Raw genomic sequence first — 17,920 nt, forward strand, 5'->3', positions numbered from 1 at the left:
CACAATCAGTGGAGACTGCTTTTGGATATAAAACGCCTGCTGCCCGCTGCGCCCCTGCCGTGCTCCAGCCAGTATCTACACGCCAGCCAGCCCTACTACATCGTAACCATTGCTTACGATCACCGCTCGGCTGGTGCGCGGCTGCTGCACGAGCTCTGCAGCCTACTGAACCAACTCGGTTTCGAGGCGCACTTGCAAAGCCCGAGCTTATCGGGCCAGCATTGGACTTCGCAGCTCACCGAGCCGATCAAGCTCGCGCACTACCGCGCCGGCAAAAAACCCATCGTCATCTACCCCGAAGTCACCAAAGGCACGCCCTTGCAACTGGGCCTGCCGGTGCGCTACGTACTCAACTATCCGGGCTATTTTGGCGGCGACTCGAGCTACAGCAACGACGAAATCGTCTATGCCTATCACCGCGTCTTCTACCCAAACCCAGACGCCCCCCTGTTGCGCCTGCCTACCCTCGATGTCAGCAGCACCCAGCACGGCGCCCTGGAGCCATCGCAGCGCACCCAAATCGCTTACTACCACCGCCGCTACAGCGCTGTCGGCGGCAAGGTGCGCGATTTTGGCCCAGACGCGATCGAAATCACTTACAGCACCCCAGCCACCCATGCCGAAACCTTGGGGCTGCTCAAAAAAGCCCGGCTGCTCTACACCTACGAAATGTCGGCCTTGGTTTCCGAGGCCTTGCTCTGCGGCTGCGCCGTGGTGCTGCTGCCCAACCCCTTGACCCTGAACCTGGCCGAAAAAAAGATCTTGTTCGAAATCGACGATTTGCAAGGGGTGTCGTGGGGCGACGATCCACATGACATCGAGCGCGCCCTGGCCACGGTGCATTTGGGGCGCGCGCAGGTACTTGGCCTCTTTGAGGGCTGGCTTGAGCAACTGCAAGCCTTTATCGAGCGCACCCAAGCGGCCGCCAGCGCCCTGCCCTTCGAGCGCGCTTGGCCCCAAGCCACCATCGACCGCCTCCCTGGCGCCTACACCCAAGCCGCCGACTTGGCCGCACGCGCCGACCGGCTGCATTGGCAGGCCGTGCACAAGCAATACGCCCAGTGGCGCCAGCGCAGCACGCTGCGCGAGATCGACGCCGCGATTTACGCCGAACACTTGGCCGCCGGCCGGGTGCAACCGCTGAACGTGCTCATCGACCAGCGCGACGCCAGCACCGACGCGCTGGCCGACACGCTCGACAGCCTGGGCCAGTGCCTAGGCCAGCCCGCGGCGTTGCACATCGTGGCGCACGAACCGGCCCCGGCGGCCTTGGCCGAAGCCCCCGGCGTGGTTTGGCACCAGCTACCCTCCACAGGGCCTCTGGCTGGTGGATCTTTGGCAGCCCTCGATCTGCCCAGCGCTTGGACGCTGCTGCTGCGCAGCGGCACGCAGTTGAGCCCCCAAGCCCTGATGGAATGGGGCTTGGCGCCGGCGCAATTCCCCCAAGCCCGGCTCATCTACGCCGACGAAGACCAAGCCCACGCCGACGAGCAGCAGCGCTACCCGTTTTTCAAGCCCGACCCCAACGTCGAGCTGCTGCGCTGCATCAACTACCTCGGCCCAGCCGTGGCAGTGCACACCCACACCTGGCAGCAGCTGGGCGCGCCGTTGCCCGGCGCCGAGCTGTACGCGGCGGCGCTGGCGCTGCTGCAGCAGCACGGCCGCGAGATGCTCGGCCACATCAGCACCGTGCTGGCGCACGCCGCGCCGGGTGCCGCTTCGGCAGCCGAAGAAGCGCGCGAGTTCGACGCCGCCCAGGCCCTGCTCGTGCCCGCCGTGGCCACGCGCCTGCAGCCCCTGCCGCGCCTAGGCACTTGGCTGCCCGAGCACGCGCTGCAGGGCCAGCCGCTGGTGTCGCTGGTGGTGCCCAGCGGCTTGAAAACCGGCTATCTGCGCTGCCTGCTGCAAGCCACGGCCAAGCTAAACGACTTGCCGCTGCACGAGGTGATCGTGGTCTGCCAACAGGCGCAGGCCGACGAAGTGGCGCGCGCTTGCGCGGGCGCCGTGAGCGTGCCCCTGCACTGCGTCACCCTGCCAGACGGCGAGTACCAGCACGCCGCCGCGCTCAACGCCGGCGTGGCGCGCGCCAGCGGCGAGTTTGTGCTGGTCTGCGACGACGACACCGAAGCGCTGCACGCCGGCTGGCTGGCGCGGCTGGTGGCCATAGCGCAGCAAAGCGAGGTCGGCCTGGTGGCGCCGCGCCTGCTCTCAAGCAAAGAGCGCGACCCCAAAGTGGTGGGCGGGCCGGTCTTTCTGGGAATCCAAGGGCTGGCGGCGAGCTACTGTGGCGAGCAGCAGTGGCTAGCCGAAGCCGGCGTCTATTCGCGCCTGCAATTAACCCAAGACTGCAGCGCGGTGGCCGGCCACTGCTTTGTGCTGCGCAAAGCGCATTGGGAGCGCGTGGGTGGTCTGCGCGCCGAACGCTACCCGCTCTACTTGCCAGTGCTCGACTTGTGCCTGCGTTTGGGAGCGCTCGGGCTGCGCCACGTCTGGACGCCCTTGAGCAACTGCGTGCACCACGGTGGCAAAACGCTCGAGCAGCGCCGCCACGACATCCACGACCGTGTGCGCTTAATGGACCAAGAACTGGCCGAACGCCAGCAGATGCTCGCCGACTGGGCCGCCGAACTGGCGCACGACCCCCACTACAACCGGCAGTTGTCGCTGTTCAAACCCTTTGACATCGAAGCACACATCGTGATCGACTGGAACCCGTTGCGGCGCGACCGGCCGCGGGTGCTGGCGCCCCCGCTGCACAGCGGGGCCGGCCAGTACCGGGTGGTCGAACCGCTCAACGCGTTGCAAGACGCCGGACTGGTGCAAAGCTGCGTCATCATGCCCCTGCCCGGTGGGTCCAGCCGGATACTGCAACCGCTCGAGCTGCGCCGCGCCGAACCCGACCTGCTGGTGCTGCAACACTCGGTGGACGACGCCCAGCTTAGCCAGGTGCGCCAATACAAAACCGCCGCCCCAAGCATACCCATCGTGCAGATGGTCGATGACCTTCTGGGCGAAGTGCCAGACAAGCACCCCCACCGCGTGTTCCAGAGCCGCGAAGGGCACCAGCGCATGGTGCAAGCCCTGCGCGCCAGCGACCGCCTGATCGTCACCACGGAAGCACTGCAGCAGCACTATGGGCAATACCTGAGCGATGTGCGGCTGGTGCCCAACAGCCTCGATACGCATTGGTTTGGGCTCGAGCCCAAGCGCAACCCACCCGGGGCGCGGCTGCGCGTGGGCTGGGTGGGGGCCGGCCAGCACCAGGGCGACCTGGAGCTGATCGAGCCCATCGTGGCCGAGTTTGCACACGAAGTCGATTGGGTGTTCATGGGCATGTGCACCGACGGCATCCGGCCCCACCTCAAAGAGATGCACCACTTCGTCTCCATCGCCGACTACCCGGCCAAAATGGCTAGCTTGGGGCTAGACATCGCCATTGCACCGCTCGAAGACAACCTGTTTAACCGCTGCAAAAGCAACCTGCGCCTGCTCGAGTACGGCGCCATGGGCTGGGCGGTGGTTTGCTCCGATGTCGCCACCTACCGCACCGACGCGCCGCCAGTGCTGCACTGCGCCAGCCTCGACGACTGGCGCGCCGCGCTGCGCCGCCTCATCGACCAGCCGGACGAACGCAAGCGCCTGGGCGCAGCGCTGCAGCAGTGGGTGCAGCGCCACTACACCTTGCGCGGCCTGCAGCAGCGCTGGTTTGAGGCGCTGTTTGCCGCCTCCCCCACCAACCCCCAGGACAGCGCATGAAAGCCGTCATCTTGGCCGGCGGCTTGGGCACGCGCATCAGCGAAGAAACCACGCTGCGCCCCAAGCCCATGATCGAAGTGGGCGGCAAGCCGCTGCTGTGGCACATCTTGAAAATCTACGCCCACCACGGCATCAACGATTTCATCATCTGCTGCGGCTACAAAGGTTTTGTGATCAAGGAGTACTTTGCCAACTACTTCTTGCACATGTCGGACGTCACCTTCGACATGAGCAACAACCGCATGGAGGTGCACCAGCGCCACGCCGAGCCCTGGCGCGTAACGCTGATCGACACCGGGCTCGAGACCATGACCGGCGGCCGCCTCAAGCGCATTGCGCCCTACCTGAACGCCAACGAAACCTTCTGCATGACCTACGGCGACGGCTTGGCCGACGTCGATGTGGCGGCTTTGTTGCGTTTTCACCATGCGCACGGGCTGCAAGCCACCCTCACCGCCACCTTGCCACCTGGGCGCTTTGGCGCGCTCGAGGTGAGCGGCGCGCGCGTGCAATCGTTTCGCGAAAAACCCCAAGGCGACGGCGCCCTGATCAACGGTGGTTTTTTCGTGCTCGAGCCCAGCGTGATCGAACTGATCGACGACGACCACACCCTGTGGGAGCGCAAGCCGCTCGAGACCTTGGCGCAGCGCGGCCAACTCGCCGCCTACTCCCACACCGGTTTCTGGCAGCCCATGGATACGCTGCGCGACAAAACCCTGCTCGAAAAACTCTGGCAAAGCGGCCAAGCGCCCTGGAAGGTCTGGCCGTGAACCCGGTTTTTTGGCGCGGCAAACGGGTTTTTCTGACCGGGCACACCGGCTTCAAAGGCAGTTGGTTGGCGCTGTGGCTGCACAGCATGGGGGCGGCAGTGAAGGGCTACGCGCTGGCTCCGCCCACCACCCCTGCGCTGTTTCAGGTGGCTGAAATAGGCGCCGAAATCGAATCCGAAATCGGTGACATCCGCGACCTAGCCACCCTAGCAGCCAGCATGTCGGCTTTCAAGCCCGAGGTGCTCATCCACATGGCGGCCCAGCCCTTGGTGCGCTTATCGTATTGCGAGCCCGTAGAAACCTATGCCACCAACGTCATGGGCACGGTGCACGTGCTCGAAGCCGCTCGCCAGTGCCCGCATTTGCGCGCCATCGTCAACGTCACCACCGACAAATGCTACGAAAACCGCGAGTGGCCGTGGGGCTACCGCGAACACGAAGCCCTAGGCGGCAGCGACCCCTACAGCAGCAGCAAAGGCTGCAGCGAGCTGCTGAGTGCCGCCTATCGTCGATCCTTTTTCTGCGCCCCCCACGCCGCCGCATTGGCCACTGCGCGCTCGGGCAACGTCGTGGGTGGCGGCGACTGGGCAGCAGAGCGCCTCGTCCCCGACATCCTGCGTGCCTTCGAGCGCCAGCAAGCTGTGGTGCTGCGCAACCCGCACGCCACCCGGCCTTGGCAGCACGTGCTCGAGCCCCTGAGTGGTTACCTCACCCTGGCCGAGCGCCTGTGCGCCGAGGGCCACGCGTGCGCCGAAAGCTGGAACTTTGGACCCAGAGACGACGACACACAACCCGTGCAATGGATCGTGGAGCGCATGGCCACCGCTTGGGGCCACGGCGCCCAGTGGCAGTCTGACGCCGGCACGCACCCGCACGAGGCGCAGTGCCTCAAGCTCGACATCTCCAAGGCCAAGGCCCGGCTGGGCTGGCAGCCGCACTGGCCATTGGCAGTGGCCTTGCAAAAAACCGTCGAATGGCACCAAGCCTATTTGGGCGGGGCTGATATGCGCGCCTACACCCTGCAACAAATTCAAACCTACCAGCAGGCCCACTGCGCCCCGGCTACGCGCCCGCCTTAACCCCATCTGATTCAGCCCTGAGCGCACCCACTCATGCACCCGAGCTCAACCATTGCCCTCAGCCCAGCCCCCGGCGTTCACCCCGAAGCCGACGCCCTGCGCAGCCAGATCGACGCCCTAGTGCAGCAATACGCCGAACTGACTCTGGCACCTAAACCTTTCGTTCCCGGCCAAACCGCCATTCCCCCCTCAGGCAAGCTGCTCGACGCCAGCGAGCTGCAGCTCATGGTGCAGGCCAGCCTAGACGGCTGGCTCACCACCGGGCGCTTCAACGCCGAGTTCGAGCGCCAGCTGGCCGCCTTCATCGGCGTCAAGCACCTGATCACCGTTAATTCCGGCTCGTCGGCCAATCTGGTGGCCTTCAACACCCTGACCTCGCCCAAGCTGGGCCAGCGCGCCATCCGCAAAGGCGATGAAGTCATCACCGTGGCCGCCGGTTTCCCGACCACCGTCAACCCCATCATCCAGTTTGGCGCGCTGCCGGTGTTCGTCGATGTCGATGCGCTGACGCACAACATCGACGCCGACCTGATCGAAGCCGCCATCGGCCCGCGCACCAAAGCCATCATGCTGGCGCACAGCCTAGGCAACCCGTTCAACCTCGACGTGGTCACCGCCCTGTGCAAAAAGCACCACCTGTGGCTGGTAGAAGACTGCTGCGACGCCCTAGGCAGCACCTACCGCGGCCAGATGGTGGGCACCTTTGGCGACATCGCCACCCTGAGCTTTTACCCCGCGCACCATATCACCATGGGCGAAGGCGGGGCGGTGTTCACCAACCACAGCGAGCTCAAAACCATCGCCGAGAGCATGCGCGACTGGGGCCGCGACTGCTACTGCCCGCCCGGGCGCGACAACACCTGCGGCCAGCGCTTTTGCTGGAAACTGGGCACCCTGCCCCACGGCTACGACCACAAATACACATACAGCCATCTGGGCTACAACCTCAAAATCACCGACATGCAAGCCGCCTGCGGGCTGGCGCAGTTGGCCAAAGCACCCGACTTCATCGCCGCACGCAAGCGCAACTTCGCCTTCCTCCAGCAGCGCTTGGCTCACTGCACCGAGTTTTTGCAGCTGCCTCAAGCCAGCGCCCATGCCGACCCGTCGTGGTTTGGCTTTCCCATCACCTTGCGCGAAGCCTGCCCAGTGTCGCGGCTCGACTTGCTGGGCTACCTCGAGCAACAAAAAGTCGGCACGCGGCTGCTGTTTGCCGGCAACCTCACGCGCCAGCCCTACATGCAGGGCCTGCCCTACCGCATCAGCGGCGCGCTCACCCAGACCGACCGCGTCATGAACCAAACCTTCTGGATCGGCGTGCAGCCCGCGCTCACGCCCGAGATGCTCGAATACGCTGCGCGCCAGATCGAGACCTATCTGGGCCTAGACTTCTGAGGCGCGATTGCGTGTCCCCCAATGGCCCCAAAGGTCCAAAAAAGAGCCTCGGGTTTATTGGGTGCCGTGCTGCACGGCGTACACGATAGATTCGGGCAGGGTATAAGACAGCTGGAGCCCGAACTCGCCACGGGCTTTGTCGATTGCAGGCACATACCAATTGCGTGCACTCTGTGCCGCCGGGTTGGCGACAATGCGCACCGGTTTTTCTGGCGCCAGCAAGTCGCGCACCATAAACGCGAGGTCTTTGATGGCAATGGCCTGGTCTGAGCCCACGTTGTAAGCCTCGAGCGCGCGCCCGTGGGCCAACAAAACCGAGATCCATTGGGCCAGATCGCGCTGATCCATGTACGAGCGCACGGGCGTGCCATCACCCTGGACGGTGATCTCCGGGGCGTGTAAGGCATCGCGCAAAAAATTGCCGATGGAAAAATGAACATCCCGGGGCAAATCGGGGCCGACAAAGGCAAAGCAGCGGGCAATCACGGTGGTCAGGCCGTGCTGCTCATGGCACAGGGCGCACAGGTGTTCGGCACAGCGTTTGGCCACACTGTAGGCATTGTTTGGGTTCAGTGGATCGGGCATGCCCAGATAGTTTTCGGGGATTTGGCCCATACCCACTGGCGGCGCACCATAAACCCCGCCTGAACTGGTGAGCAAGAACCTGGTTGCGCCGGTGCCAACGGCAAGTTCCAGCGCATTTTGGGTGCCCTGCACGATTTGGATGTAGCGCTGCGCCGGGCTCAGGCGGCCCCCATGAGTGGAATCGGTGGCGGCGTGCAACACATGGGTAAACGCACGCTTCCAGGGCAGCGTGGCGGCGTCGAGCACATCGCCCTCGACCCACTCGACCAAGGCCGCCAACTCTGGGTGGCAGGCCTTGAAGCGCTGCGGGTTGCGGCTCAAAACCGTCACCTGCGGCACCCCATGCGCCCAGATCTGCCAATGGCGCAACAGCGCCAAGCCAAAAAAACCCGTACCCCCGGTGACCAGGATGTGCGCGCTCGCATCAAACATGGTGGTACATCGGCACCAAGGGCTGCGCCGGGTGGCGCTGCCTGAGGCCCCCCATGTCAGAATACTTGTCGCCTCGATAGAACCCGGCTGTTCCTGACTTCAAAGTCATGAACCTTGGTGGTAGGAGGCTGTGGAGCTTGTGGTCGAAGGTCGGTGCGGTGGGCAACGCGTCAGCGTTGTCCACGGCCAGCCGACCGGTGCGCGCAGCGCATCGTCCACAAATCCACAGCCTGCACTGGCGCCGGGTGGCACAGCACACACTCGGGGGCGAGTGAAGAGAGAACGAAGTGGCTCGATACGGACAAGCATTCAAAAACCGCGTGGTAGCCCGGCTGCTGCCACCAGAGAGCGCCCCACTGGCGGCGCTGGCACAAGAGTTTGGCGTGAGCGCCGACACCCTAGAGCGCTGGCGCAGCGCCGCTTTGGCCCAGCCCGCGCAGCAGCGCAGTTGGACGGCGGCGGCGCGCCTCGAAGCGGTGATCAGCACAGCGGCGCTGGACGAGGCAGCGCGCAGCGCCTGGTGCCGCCAGCACGGCCTGTACCCGCACGATCTGGCGCAGTGGCACAGCAGCGCTGCGCAGGCCCTGGCCAGCCCCGAGGAGGCCCGCGCCAGCCCGCAGCAGACCAAGGAAGACCGGCGGCGCATCAAAGAGCTCGAACGCGAGCTGCGCCGCAAGGACAAGGCCCTGGCCGAGACGGCAGCGCTGCTGGTGCTGTCAAAAAAAGTCGAGGCGATCTTCCACAAGGGCGCGGCCGAATGATCGGCCTCGAAGATCGCCGCAGTTTGGCCCAAGACATCCAAGCGGCTCACGCAGCCGGTGCACGGCTGCACAAGGCCTGCGAGGTTGCCGGCATTGACGTGCGCACCCTGCAGCGCTGGCGCGCCGGTGCGGGCTTGCAACGCGGCGACGGCCGCCCACAGGCCGTGCGGCCTACGCCCGGGCATGCCTTGAGCCCCGTCGAGCGTGAGCAGATCCTGCGTGTGGCCAACCAGCCGCGCTTTGCCGACATGCCCCCGGCGCGCATTGTGCCGGCCTTGGCCGACGAGGGCGTGTATCTGGCCAGCGAATCCAGCTTTCAGCGCGTGCTGCGCGCGCATGGTCAGACGCAGCACCGCGGGCGCGCCAAGGCGCCGCGCGCCAGCCGCGCGCCAACCACCCACGTGGCCACGGCGCCGCGCCAACTGTGGTGCTGGGACATGAGCTACCTGCCGGCGCAGGTCACTGGGCGTTGGTTCTATCTGTACCTGATTCTGGACGTCTACAGCCGCAAGATCGTGGGCTTTGAAGTCCATGAGCGCGACGACTCCGTGCACGCCACGCAGTTGGTCAAGCGCACGGCGCTGGCCGAGGGCATCCACGCCTTGGACAACAAGCCCGTGCTGCACGGCGACAACGGCGCCACGCTCAAGGCCACCACCGTGCTGGCGATGCTGCACTGGCTGGGCGTCAAGCCCTCGTACTCGCGGCCCCGCGTCAGCGACGACAACGCCTTTGTGGAGAGCCTGTTTCGCACGGCCAAGTACAGGCCGCAGTATCCTGAAAAAGGGTTTGCCGACTTGCAGGCTGCGCGCCAGTGGGCGAGCGATTTCGTGCATTGGTACAACCATGAGCACCGCCACAGTGGCATCCGCTACGTCACGCCGGCGCAGCGCCATGCCGGACTGGACCAAGAGATTCTGCAAGCACGCCACGCCCTCTACGCCCAAGCCCGCGAAGACAACCCGCGGCGCTGGTCTGGCCCCACGCGCGACTGGTCACTCATCAAAACCGTCACCCTCAACCCTGAACGAACGGAGGTGCAAAACGCTGCCCTGACGCGCAGCATTACGCAGCCAATGGCTGCTTGAGGACGCGACAAGTTGCTTGACATGTACCGGAGGCTGCGCGCGATTTGCAGCTCGGAGCGGTACGAGGATATCAAGACCGGCAGCCCGGGATATTTGCTCAGCGCCTCGGGGGGCTCAACCGTCCAAGCACCCAAACGCTTGCCATGCAGGTTGGCATTGCCATCCACAATGGCAAGCAACGATCGGCGCTGAGCTCCATCAAGCCGTGGCAACAGCCGCGCACTGTGGCTTCCGGCACCGTACAGCACAAAGGGTTGATCAGGTACGCGCTGCAGCGCCACGTTCCAGCGCTGGGCAGAACCCGCTAGGTAGGCGTCCATCTGCGCCGGGCTCTCTGCCTGAATGCTGCCGGGCACACCGGGCGCTGTTTGCGCGAGCACAAACAGCGAGCCCAAGTGCAAACCCGCAAGCGGTAGCAGTGTTTGCCCCAGTACAACAGCCCCAAGGCTGGAGAGCAAATTGCGCAACGAAGCCGCCGAAAAAAATTGTATGTGCTCGATAGAGAGCTCCCCAAAGGGTTCGCCCTCGTGGGCGGCAAAAAACTCTAGGGCGGGCACCTCGAGCAACAAGAGCGCACCCGGGCGCAGCTGCTGCAGCAATCGCCCCAAATCGCGCCGGAGGCACGGCAGGTGTTCAAGCACCGCCATGAGGCATACCAGATCCACCTCGTGCAGGTTGAGCACTTCGTGTGCCTGGGCCAAAGTGCCTTGTGCAATGCCATCCAGGCCAAACAGAGCGCGCGCTTGGCGGCCCGAATGCGGAGCCGGGTCCAGGCCTTGCAGGCTGCCAAAGCCAGCGGCACGCAAGGCGGCGAGCAAAGCACCAAAGCCACAGCCCAAATCCAAAATCCGCAAATTTTTTGCCAGCTTGTGCTGCAAACAAAAATCAACCGCCGCAGCGTTGCGCTCTCGGTCTATGGCCGACACCGACGGCTGCGAATCGTACTTGGATAGCTCGCGGTAGTAGCGCAGATATTGCGCCTCGTCGGGCAGTGCATGGGCAAAATGAAAGCCACAAACCGTGCAGCGCGCCAGCTCGTAGCTCATGTCCAGCCCGCCGAGCGGCGCTAGGCTATTGGCGTACAGTGGCGCCACCGACGCAGCGCCACAGACTGGGCACGCACGCTTAACGCCACCATAAGTATTCATCTGCATCGTTGAGGTAGCCTAAACAATCGAAAAAGCCAATTTGTACGGCTCAGAAGTTGACCATTGCAAGCATACGTGACTGCGGAATCGGCGCACATGCTAGCTTGCCGCATCCCCGATAGGTTTGCGCCTTATCGTTAATTTACAGCCCTCGCTTGTTGAATTGATCCAGTAATTCTGGGTTGTTCGCGTAAGGTGTGTCCAGCGCATCCATGCGGATAGGATTATCCTTAGGCACAGCATTGAGCATCCTGTGGCCGAACCGACCAAGCATCAATTCGCGACTGGAGGCCTGGCCCTTCTGCAGTGGGATGGCGAGATAAACATCCTCTTCGGTCAGGGTCTGACCAGGAGTCAGATCATGTTTGGCATAAACGCCGCGCACGTATGAGTCTAGGTACTCGATCTCCCGTGCCAGGAAGTTGCGGCGCGAATCAGACGACCCGCCGCACATCTCGCGGGCCTTATGCCAGGACTTGAACCAAGCATCGATCTGGTGTGGCAACGAAGAGTATTTAGAAACTTCGAAGCCGTCGTCGTTGTGGTCAATGTGGCGCTCAAAGGTTCTAGCACCCTTACCATAGGCGATCTGTATGGAGGATGCCCAGTCGCGATATTCATGACAGGAGTAACCGATTGTGATTCCCGGATAGCGGTGCTTGAGAAAATCAATTTGGTTAAGTTCACACTCGTTGTCTTCATGCGGGTAGGCGGCGACGCAGTGATTTAGGGCCAGTGGAATATTACGACGCTGAAAGAAGGTAACTGCATCGTCCATGTCCTTTTGGCTCATGCCACCAGTCGAAATGATAACCGGTCTACGGGTACTGGCGATTTTTTCCAACAATGTCCAGTCGTTGTTGTCGGCGCTGGCGACCTTGATGATAGGCATGTCGAACTCGACACACCAGTCTACAGACTTCTCATCAAACGGCGTGGACATCGGGATGCAGCTGGACTTGCGAATCGCCTCCACCAGGCGGGAGAAGTCCTGCTTGGAAAGCCGTGCGTCGGAGATGCGCTTGACGTAGCGGATGTCCGTCCGTTCCACAAAATCCTTGTGGATGAAATTCTCCATGTCGCGGAACTGCAGTTTGATGGCTGCCCGCACATTGTTGAAGCGCACAACCTTAGAGAATTTGCTGACTATTTCCAGGCCGCGCTCCAACTTACCCTGGTGATTGCTCGCCATCTCGAGCACAAAGAGGTCTTCGAAGATTTCGTGTGACATATAATTCCTTTTTGCTGGTTGTGATGCGCTATGAATTGGGTTTGTCTACGGCAAGTACTTCCCAATTTTGGCCATGACTTCGGCTGGAAGTTCAGGTGTCATCCGATGCAGAGGGTTGGAAACCATGGTTCCCGTATCTGTGATCTGGCTGGTAATTTTAGGGTAATAGGTCTGCTCCGGGTCGATAGAAACTATGAATGCGGCCGTTCCTTTGGCCTGAAACATGGCGTGAAAGTTCTGCACCTGCGGAAAATCTGGCCCAAGGCGGCAAACGGGCACATCCCAAGCCTTGAAAAGCTGCTCCCAGTTCGGCAGCCCCAGCCCGGTGTGAATGTCGCAGCCGACATAGCGTCCACCGAAATAGTTTTTTTGCGTCATCCGGATGGATGCGTAGCCCGAGTCGTCGAACACGAACATTTTTAGGTTGAGCGCATTGATCTTGGCAGTTCCGATTTCCTGCATGTTCTGGGCAAAGCCACCGTCACCCTCGACCAGGACAACGCGGCGCTCGGGATGCGCAAAGGCAGCGCCGATGGCCCCAGACAAACCATAACCCATAGAGGCCAGACCCTTGTTGGTCACCAAGAGTTGCCCTTGCTGTTGCGTAAAGGCCTGCATCATGACGGTGAATGCGCCGCCGCTGCTGCATGGAATAACGATGTCGTCAGCACAGCATTGAGCTGCCAGTCGATCAACAAAGACATAGGGCGAAATGTAAGTATCACGGCTGGTATTGACGGGTTCTATCAGCGGCACCGCCTTGCGCACCATTCGGGCATACAGCAACCAGTCGCTGTGCTGACCCAGATTGTGCTCCAGCAGACCGGCGAAGAACTCATTTGCGTCCGCGTGCAGCGGGTAGTCCACCCGGGGATGGCCTTTAGCGAGTTCGTCGGCATCGATATCGACCTGTACCACCTTCCCCCCTGGCACGAACTGCTGCCAATTGAACCCGGTCTGCTGCATCCCAAGGCGCGTACCCATGGCGATTAGGAGATCCGACTGCTGGAGCACGAGATTGGCGCTGCGCTGGCCCCAAGTGTTGGGCCTGCCAACGTACACCGGATTCTCTGCACCGATGCGGTCGGCACCGTTCCATGTCGTGGCCACCGGAACACCGGCAGCGGTAAGGCGGGGTAGCAATGCACGGGTTGAAGCCCGACTCAAGCCGCCCCCAATAAGGAACAGCGGGCGTTTAGCCGCACGGATTAGGTCAGCAACCAGACGGACGTCTGACGGGGTAGCGCGGGGTCTAATTACTGCCGGCACCAACGCGGAGTCGCTGCCATCCTGGGCGCTGTATTCGCGCGCTTGAACATCCAGTGGAATCTCGATAAACACAGGGCCCTTGCGCCCGAGTCTGGATGCTACAACGAACCCGCTGAACTCACGAAACGAAACCGGCTGCTTAAGCAGCACGGAGGTATTGCAAACCGGCCCAGCAAGAGCCGTGCCGTTAATTTCCTGGATCCCTCGCTGACGCAGAACGCCACCAGACAGATCGGAGGTTTTAACTTGGCCGCCAATGACCAGCAGTTCACGGCTTTCCAGATAGGCGCCCGCCATGGCTGTGACGATATTGGTCAACCCTGGGCCGGCTGTCACCAACGCCAGCGCACGCCCGTCATCGCTGGTTTCGTTGTAATACTCGGCGGCAATGCCGGCGGCCACCTCGTGAACCACGGCATGGCACGCCATGCGGCGGCTCAAGCTCTCGATGAGGTGCATGATGTTGCCGCCCCCAACAAAAAAGCACTGCCTATATCCAAGCTGAACAAGCCATTCGGCCAGTTGATCACTGTATTTCATCGTAGTGTTCGCATAGATGGTGAAAAGTGCTCAAAAGCACGGCCCGGATTGCGGCAGATCGTGGCACTTTTACCTGCTGCAAACGTCCCTGAGCATCGAAAAGAATGAGTATGAACGAATGGGCCGAGTGTTTTTTGTCGGACTGGAAGAACGCCATAGCTTCTTCGGGCCTAATGACACGCAGATTGGCGGCCACTGACGGTATGGCACGCAACAAGAACCTGATGTGGCGCGATAGACTGGCAACATTCGAAAGTTCTGCTGACGCGTACCCTAGGCGCACCGAGCAGTGGGCTGCCGCGAGCATCCCAAGACCGACCGCGATACCGTGACTGATGGCGTACGAGCTAGCGCCCTCAATGGCGTGGCCGAAGGTATGGCCGAAGTTGAGTAGGAGACGGACACCTTGGTCAAATTCGTCCTCTTCAATGAAGCGCTTCTTGGTCTCAAGGCTATGCCTAATGATCCCGGCCAATTGCGCGCCAGCCGGGGGCAAGTCACTGGCATTGACGTATGCCAAGTAGGCGGTAAACGCATTATCTGAGGCTGCGTAGCATATCTTGGCGGCCTCGCACAGGCCTTCAGCTATCTGCTCGGACGTGAGGGTGCTGCAAAAACCCGTATCGATGAGGACTTCTTTAGGTGGATAGAAGTTTCCAGCGATGTTCTTGTAACGGCCGACGTTAATCGAGGACTTTCCGCCTATGCACGAATCCACCATGCTCAGCAACGTGGTAGGGAGGTAGGTCCATGGGATTCCGCGCATGTAGCAAGATGCCGCAAACGTGGCCAGATCCTGTACGATGCCGCCACCAACAGCAATCAGCCGGGTATCCCGTGTGCTACCAAGGTCGCGCAGTTGCTCTACGATGCGCGCGATGGATTCGAAGTTTTTTTCTGATTCGATGGCCCGTAAACCAATATACGAGGCAGGTAGGAGGTTGCTGTGCAAGCGCGCCACGTTGGCATCAACGAGCCAAGCGACGCTGGATTCGTGTAGCTGTCCAGCGACCACATCGGCACCAATCAATACCCGGTACGCGCCACAACTGGTCTTGACGGCGAACTCAGACGACTCGAACACGGGAGTAACCCAGGTCTACGCTGATAAACTGACCGGTGACACCGGTGGTGTCCGCACGGCACAGGCCAAAGACGCAGGCCGCCACTTCGTCAAGCGTGGGCAGTCGTCCGAATAGCGTGGCATCTTCGACTTTACGCACCTGCTCCATTTTGAGATTGGCTCGCGTCATCGGTGTATCGATCACACCAGGCAGAACGGCGTTGATGACGTGGCCGTCACGGGCAAGATCGGCTGCAGCGGACAGCACGAGGCCCTGCAGAGCAGCCTTGGTGACGCAATATGAGAGCTTAGTTTGCCGGGCCATGTCCTGCCAGATGGAACTGATCACGCACAGACGGGCAGGCCTACGCAGCAGGCGCTGGGTCAACAAGATGTTCATACTGTTGAGGATGTAAAGCACATTGGCATCATAGACCGCCTCGTGTCGGGCTTGATCGAAATCGTACACACTGTCGGTGCAGTTCATTCCCTGCGCCCAGCACACGGCATCGAATGGCCCCTGTGCAACCAGCTTATTGATCGCTCTAGAGCACGACACACCGTCGCTATGGACAACAGGATTCCACTGTATGCTGGTCGCGTCTGGGGAAGCGCTGCGACTGACGATGCTCACCGTCCATCCTTCCTGGCAAAACCGGTCTCGGATGGTTGTTCCGATCGAACCGGAGCCACCAAAGAGGAGCAACCGCTGGATGGAAGTGCTGCCGGAATCAGCCAAAGCGGACTCCACGGTATAGGCCGATCCGACCAATGGAGAAATCCAGCATTTTGGTGCTCATTGCGGGTTCCACACCGATCCAAAAAGGGTTGTTCATGACGCTGCCTGTGATGCGAAAATCGCCGCTTCAGCGGTTGTTGCTGCAGATCATACAGGGATGATAGGACAAGTTGCCCGAAAATAGCAGGCGAATTCCAGCCTTGTTCAGGGAACTTAATCCGTGACCCGAACCCCACAAAACCTCTATTTTTCTATTATAATCAACATACTACCAACAATCCAATGCGCACCTGGCAGGTGCGGCACACGTAGAGCCACCTGTCGCGTCAACAAGCAGCCATTGGCTGCCTGTTGCTGCGTGCGGTCTTAATCGTGGTCAGTCTAGGCTTGGCCTAGCGCGCCTCTGGGGCGCACGCCCAGCTTGGCTTCGGCCGTGAGCCAGCTTGGGCTCAAGTTGCTGTCAAAGCCGTCCGATATAAAGGCATCATCATCGTTTGCCCCAAGGCCAGCACCATGAACACTTCCGCTCACCGCTCTGCCCGCACCTACGCCGCCGTGGGGCTCGATAGCCGTGCCGACGCCAATGGTCCACACGAGGTTGCTTTGCTGTTGTTCGAGGGCCTGCTCGACCGCATCCGCTTGGGTAAGTTGGCCATGGAACAGAACGACCTGAACAACAAAATCCGCCACATCAACAAGGCCTTGCAAATTTTGGGCGAGGGCTTGCGCACGCACCTCGACATCAAGGCCGGTGGCGAACTGGCGCAGCAGCTCGACACCCTCTATGCCTACTGCTCGGTGCGGCTGCTGGATGCCAACGCACACAACGACGCCGCCGCGCTCGACGAGGTGCACAGCCTGATCAAACCGCTGGCCGATGCGTGGCGCGAAGCGCGCCCGGCTGCGGCAGCTCCCGGCGCCGAGTTGCCTGCAACGCCGCTGGATGCAGGCAACGCCACCCTCGAGGCCACTGCCCCCTACCCCGGAAAATATGGTGCGGGCCGCAGCGGCAACGGCGCGTCACCGGGCTTTGGCGGCACGCTGCTTCGCTACGCAGCATAAGCTGACGCAGGACGCAGCATCACAAAAGACCACGCGAGCGCTTGCCCTGCTTGAGGCGCGAGTTTAACTCCAACACCCGAGAGGTGCGATAGGCGCGCTTGCGATTCAGCTGCCCACCCGCCGCAGCACCTGCGGCGCAAACCCGTGGTTGAGCGGGCCGTGCCCAGAACCGATGCGCGCGCCGGCTCCGGCCTCGATGGCCGCGCGCACCCAGGCGTGTGCCGCCTGCACCGCTAGCGGCAAGGGCTGGCCGAGCGCCAGTTGCGCGGCGATGGCCGCAGCGAGCGTGCAGCCGGTGCCGTGAATGTTGCGGCTGGCGATGCGCGGCCCGCGCAAGCGCAGCCAAGCGGCGGGTGGGGTGCCGGCGCAGGCCAGCACATCGGTCAATTGCGCGCCCTGCAGGTGGCCGCCCTTGAGCAGCACGGCGCGCGCACCCAGCGCCAGCAGGTCGGCGGCGGCGGCGTCCAGCGCCGCTTCGTCGGCCACGGGGCGCCCGAGCAACAGCGCGGCTTCGTCGAGGTTGGGCGTGACCAGGCTGGCGCGCGGGAACAGTTCGGTGCGCAGCAGGGCCACGGTCTCGGGCTCGATCAGCGCATCGCCGCTGGTGGCAACCATCACCGGGTCCAGCACCACCCAAGGCGGCGCGTAGCGGTCCAGCGCGCGCGCCACCACCCGCACCACGTCGGGCGCGTGCAACATGCCGATCTTGACCGCATCGACGCCGATGTCCTCAAATACAGCGGCCATCTGCTGCTCCAGAAAGCTGGCGGGCACGGCGTGGATGGCGCGCACCCCGAGCGTGTTTTGCGCCGTCAGCGCGGTGATGGCGCTCATGCCGTAGCAGCCCAGCGCGGCAAAGGTTTTGAGGTCGGCCTGTATGCCGGCGCCGCCACCGCTGTCGCTGCCGGCGATGGTGAGCACGCGCGCGTAGCGCCACGAGTGGCTGGAGGGTTGGGCGGGTTGGGCGGGGTGGTCTGGATCGGGCAACATGGGGATTTATTG

General features: G+C 62.4%; 12 protein-coding genes and 1 pseudogene. 6 read left to right on the plus strand and 7 right to left on the minus strand.

Translation table 11 applies throughout. From position 1 onward, the window contains the following. The first annotated feature begins 21 nt into the window (after positions 1-21). Genes SMCB_RS06175 through rfbH form a run of 4 tightly spaced genes read left to right on the plus strand, consistent with a single transcriptional unit; the run spans position 22 to position 7,000 of the window. Complete coding sequence (locus SMCB_RS06175) at positions 22-3,756, plus strand: glycosyltransferase (protein WP_045535788.1); 3,735 nt, start codon at positions 22-24, stop codon at positions 3,754-3,756. Further along, a complete protein-coding gene (rfbF, locus tag SMCB_RS06180; protein WP_045535789.1) occupies positions 3,753-4,526 on the plus strand; it encodes a glucose-1-phosphate cytidylyltransferase in 774 nt (257 codons plus the stop codon). Before SMCB_RS06175 ends, rfbF begins: the two co-directional genes overlap by 4 nt. Next, a complete protein-coding gene (gene rfbG / locus SMCB_RS06185) occupies positions 4,523-5,605 on the plus strand; it encodes a CDP-glucose 4,6-dehydratase (protein ID WP_231851170.1) in 1,083 nt (360 codons plus the stop codon). Before rfbF ends, rfbG begins: the two co-directional genes overlap by 4 nt. Positions 5,606-5,638: 33 nt before the next feature. Beyond that, positions 5,639-7,000 (plus strand): lipopolysaccharide biosynthesis protein RfbH, encoded by a 1,362-nt coding sequence (gene rfbH / locus SMCB_RS06190; RefSeq protein WP_045535790.1) that lies wholly within the window; start codon positions 5,639-5,641, stop codon positions 6,998-7,000. Positions 7,001-7,054: 54 nt separating this feature from the next. Here the strand turns inward: rfbH and SMCB_RS06195 are convergent, their stop codons facing one another. Continuing rightward, on the minus strand, positions 7,055-8,017 hold the full coding sequence (locus SMCB_RS06195) for an NAD-dependent epimerase/dehydratase family protein (RefSeq protein ID WP_045535791.1): 963 nt from the start codon (positions 8,015-8,017) through the stop codon (positions 7,055-7,057). Between the two features lie 287 nt (positions 8,018-8,304). Here SMCB_RS06195 and SMCB_RS06205 point away from each other — a divergent pair. Beyond that, positions 8,305-9,866, plus strand: a protein-coding gene (locus SMCB_RS06205) for an IS3 family transposase (protein WP_144400224.1) whose coding sequence is annotated in 2 segments (ribosomal slippage) — positions 8,305-8,743 and positions 8,743-9,866 — 1,563 coding nt in all. Because the reading frame shifts where the segments join, the coding sequence is not laid out codon by codon here. Positions 9,867-10,357: 491 nt separating this feature from the next. On the opposite strand, the pseudogene SMCB_RS13085 reads toward SMCB_RS06205, so the two are convergent. From SMCB_RS13085 to SMCB_RS06230, 5 genes and pseudogenes are all read right to left on the minus strand, one after another. Then, positions 10,358-11,020 (minus strand): annotated as a pseudogene (locus SMCB_RS13085) (class I SAM-dependent methyltransferase); the annotation flags it as partial. Between the two features lie 136 nt (positions 11,021-11,156). Continuing rightward, positions 11,157-12,245 (minus strand): N-acetylneuraminate synthase family protein, encoded by a 1,089-nt coding sequence (locus SMCB_RS06215; protein ID WP_045535793.1) that lies wholly within the window; start codon positions 12,243-12,245, stop codon positions 11,157-11,159. 45 nt (positions 12,246-12,290) lie between these two features. Then, positions 12,291-14,054 (minus strand): thiamine pyrophosphate-binding protein, encoded by a 1,764-nt coding sequence (locus SMCB_RS06220; RefSeq protein ID WP_045535794.1) that lies wholly within the window; start codon positions 14,052-14,054, stop codon positions 12,291-12,293. After that, complete coding sequence (locus tag SMCB_RS06225; protein WP_045535795.1) at positions 14,041-15,138, minus strand: 3-dehydroquinate synthase; 1,098 nt, start codon at positions 15,136-15,138, stop codon at positions 14,041-14,043. The genes SMCB_RS06220 and SMCB_RS06225 overlap by 14 nt, the downstream gene beginning before the upstream one ends. After that, the gene (locus SMCB_RS06230; protein WP_197539289.1) at positions 15,122-15,856 is read right to left on the minus strand and encodes an SDR family NAD(P)-dependent oxidoreductase; all 735 of its coding nucleotides are present in this window, start codon (positions 15,854-15,856) and stop codon (positions 15,122-15,124) included. The genes SMCB_RS06225 and SMCB_RS06230 overlap by 17 nt, the downstream gene beginning before the upstream one ends. A 513-nt stretch (positions 15,857-16,369) precedes the next feature. Here SMCB_RS06230 and fliS point away from each other — a divergent pair. After that, positions 16,370-16,918, plus strand: a complete 549-nt coding sequence (gene fliS / locus SMCB_RS06235; protein ID WP_052468439.1) for a flagellar export chaperone FliS — start codon at positions 16,370-16,372, stop codon at positions 16,916-16,918. 105 nt (positions 16,919-17,023) lie between these two features. Here fliS and thiD read toward each other — a convergent pair whose 3' ends face one another. Further along, positions 17,024-17,908, minus strand: coding sequence for a bifunctional hydroxymethylpyrimidine kinase/phosphomethylpyrimidine kinase (thiD, locus tag SMCB_RS06240; protein WP_045535796.1), 885 nt, complete (start codon positions 17,906-17,908; stop codon positions 17,024-17,026). Positions 17,909-17,920 lie beyond the last annotated feature (12 nt).

This window comes from Serpentinimonas maccroryi, from assembly GCF_000828915.1.
GTDB lineage: Bacteria > Pseudomonadota > Gammaproteobacteria > Burkholderiales > Burkholderiaceae_C > Serpentinimonas > Serpentinimonas maccroryi.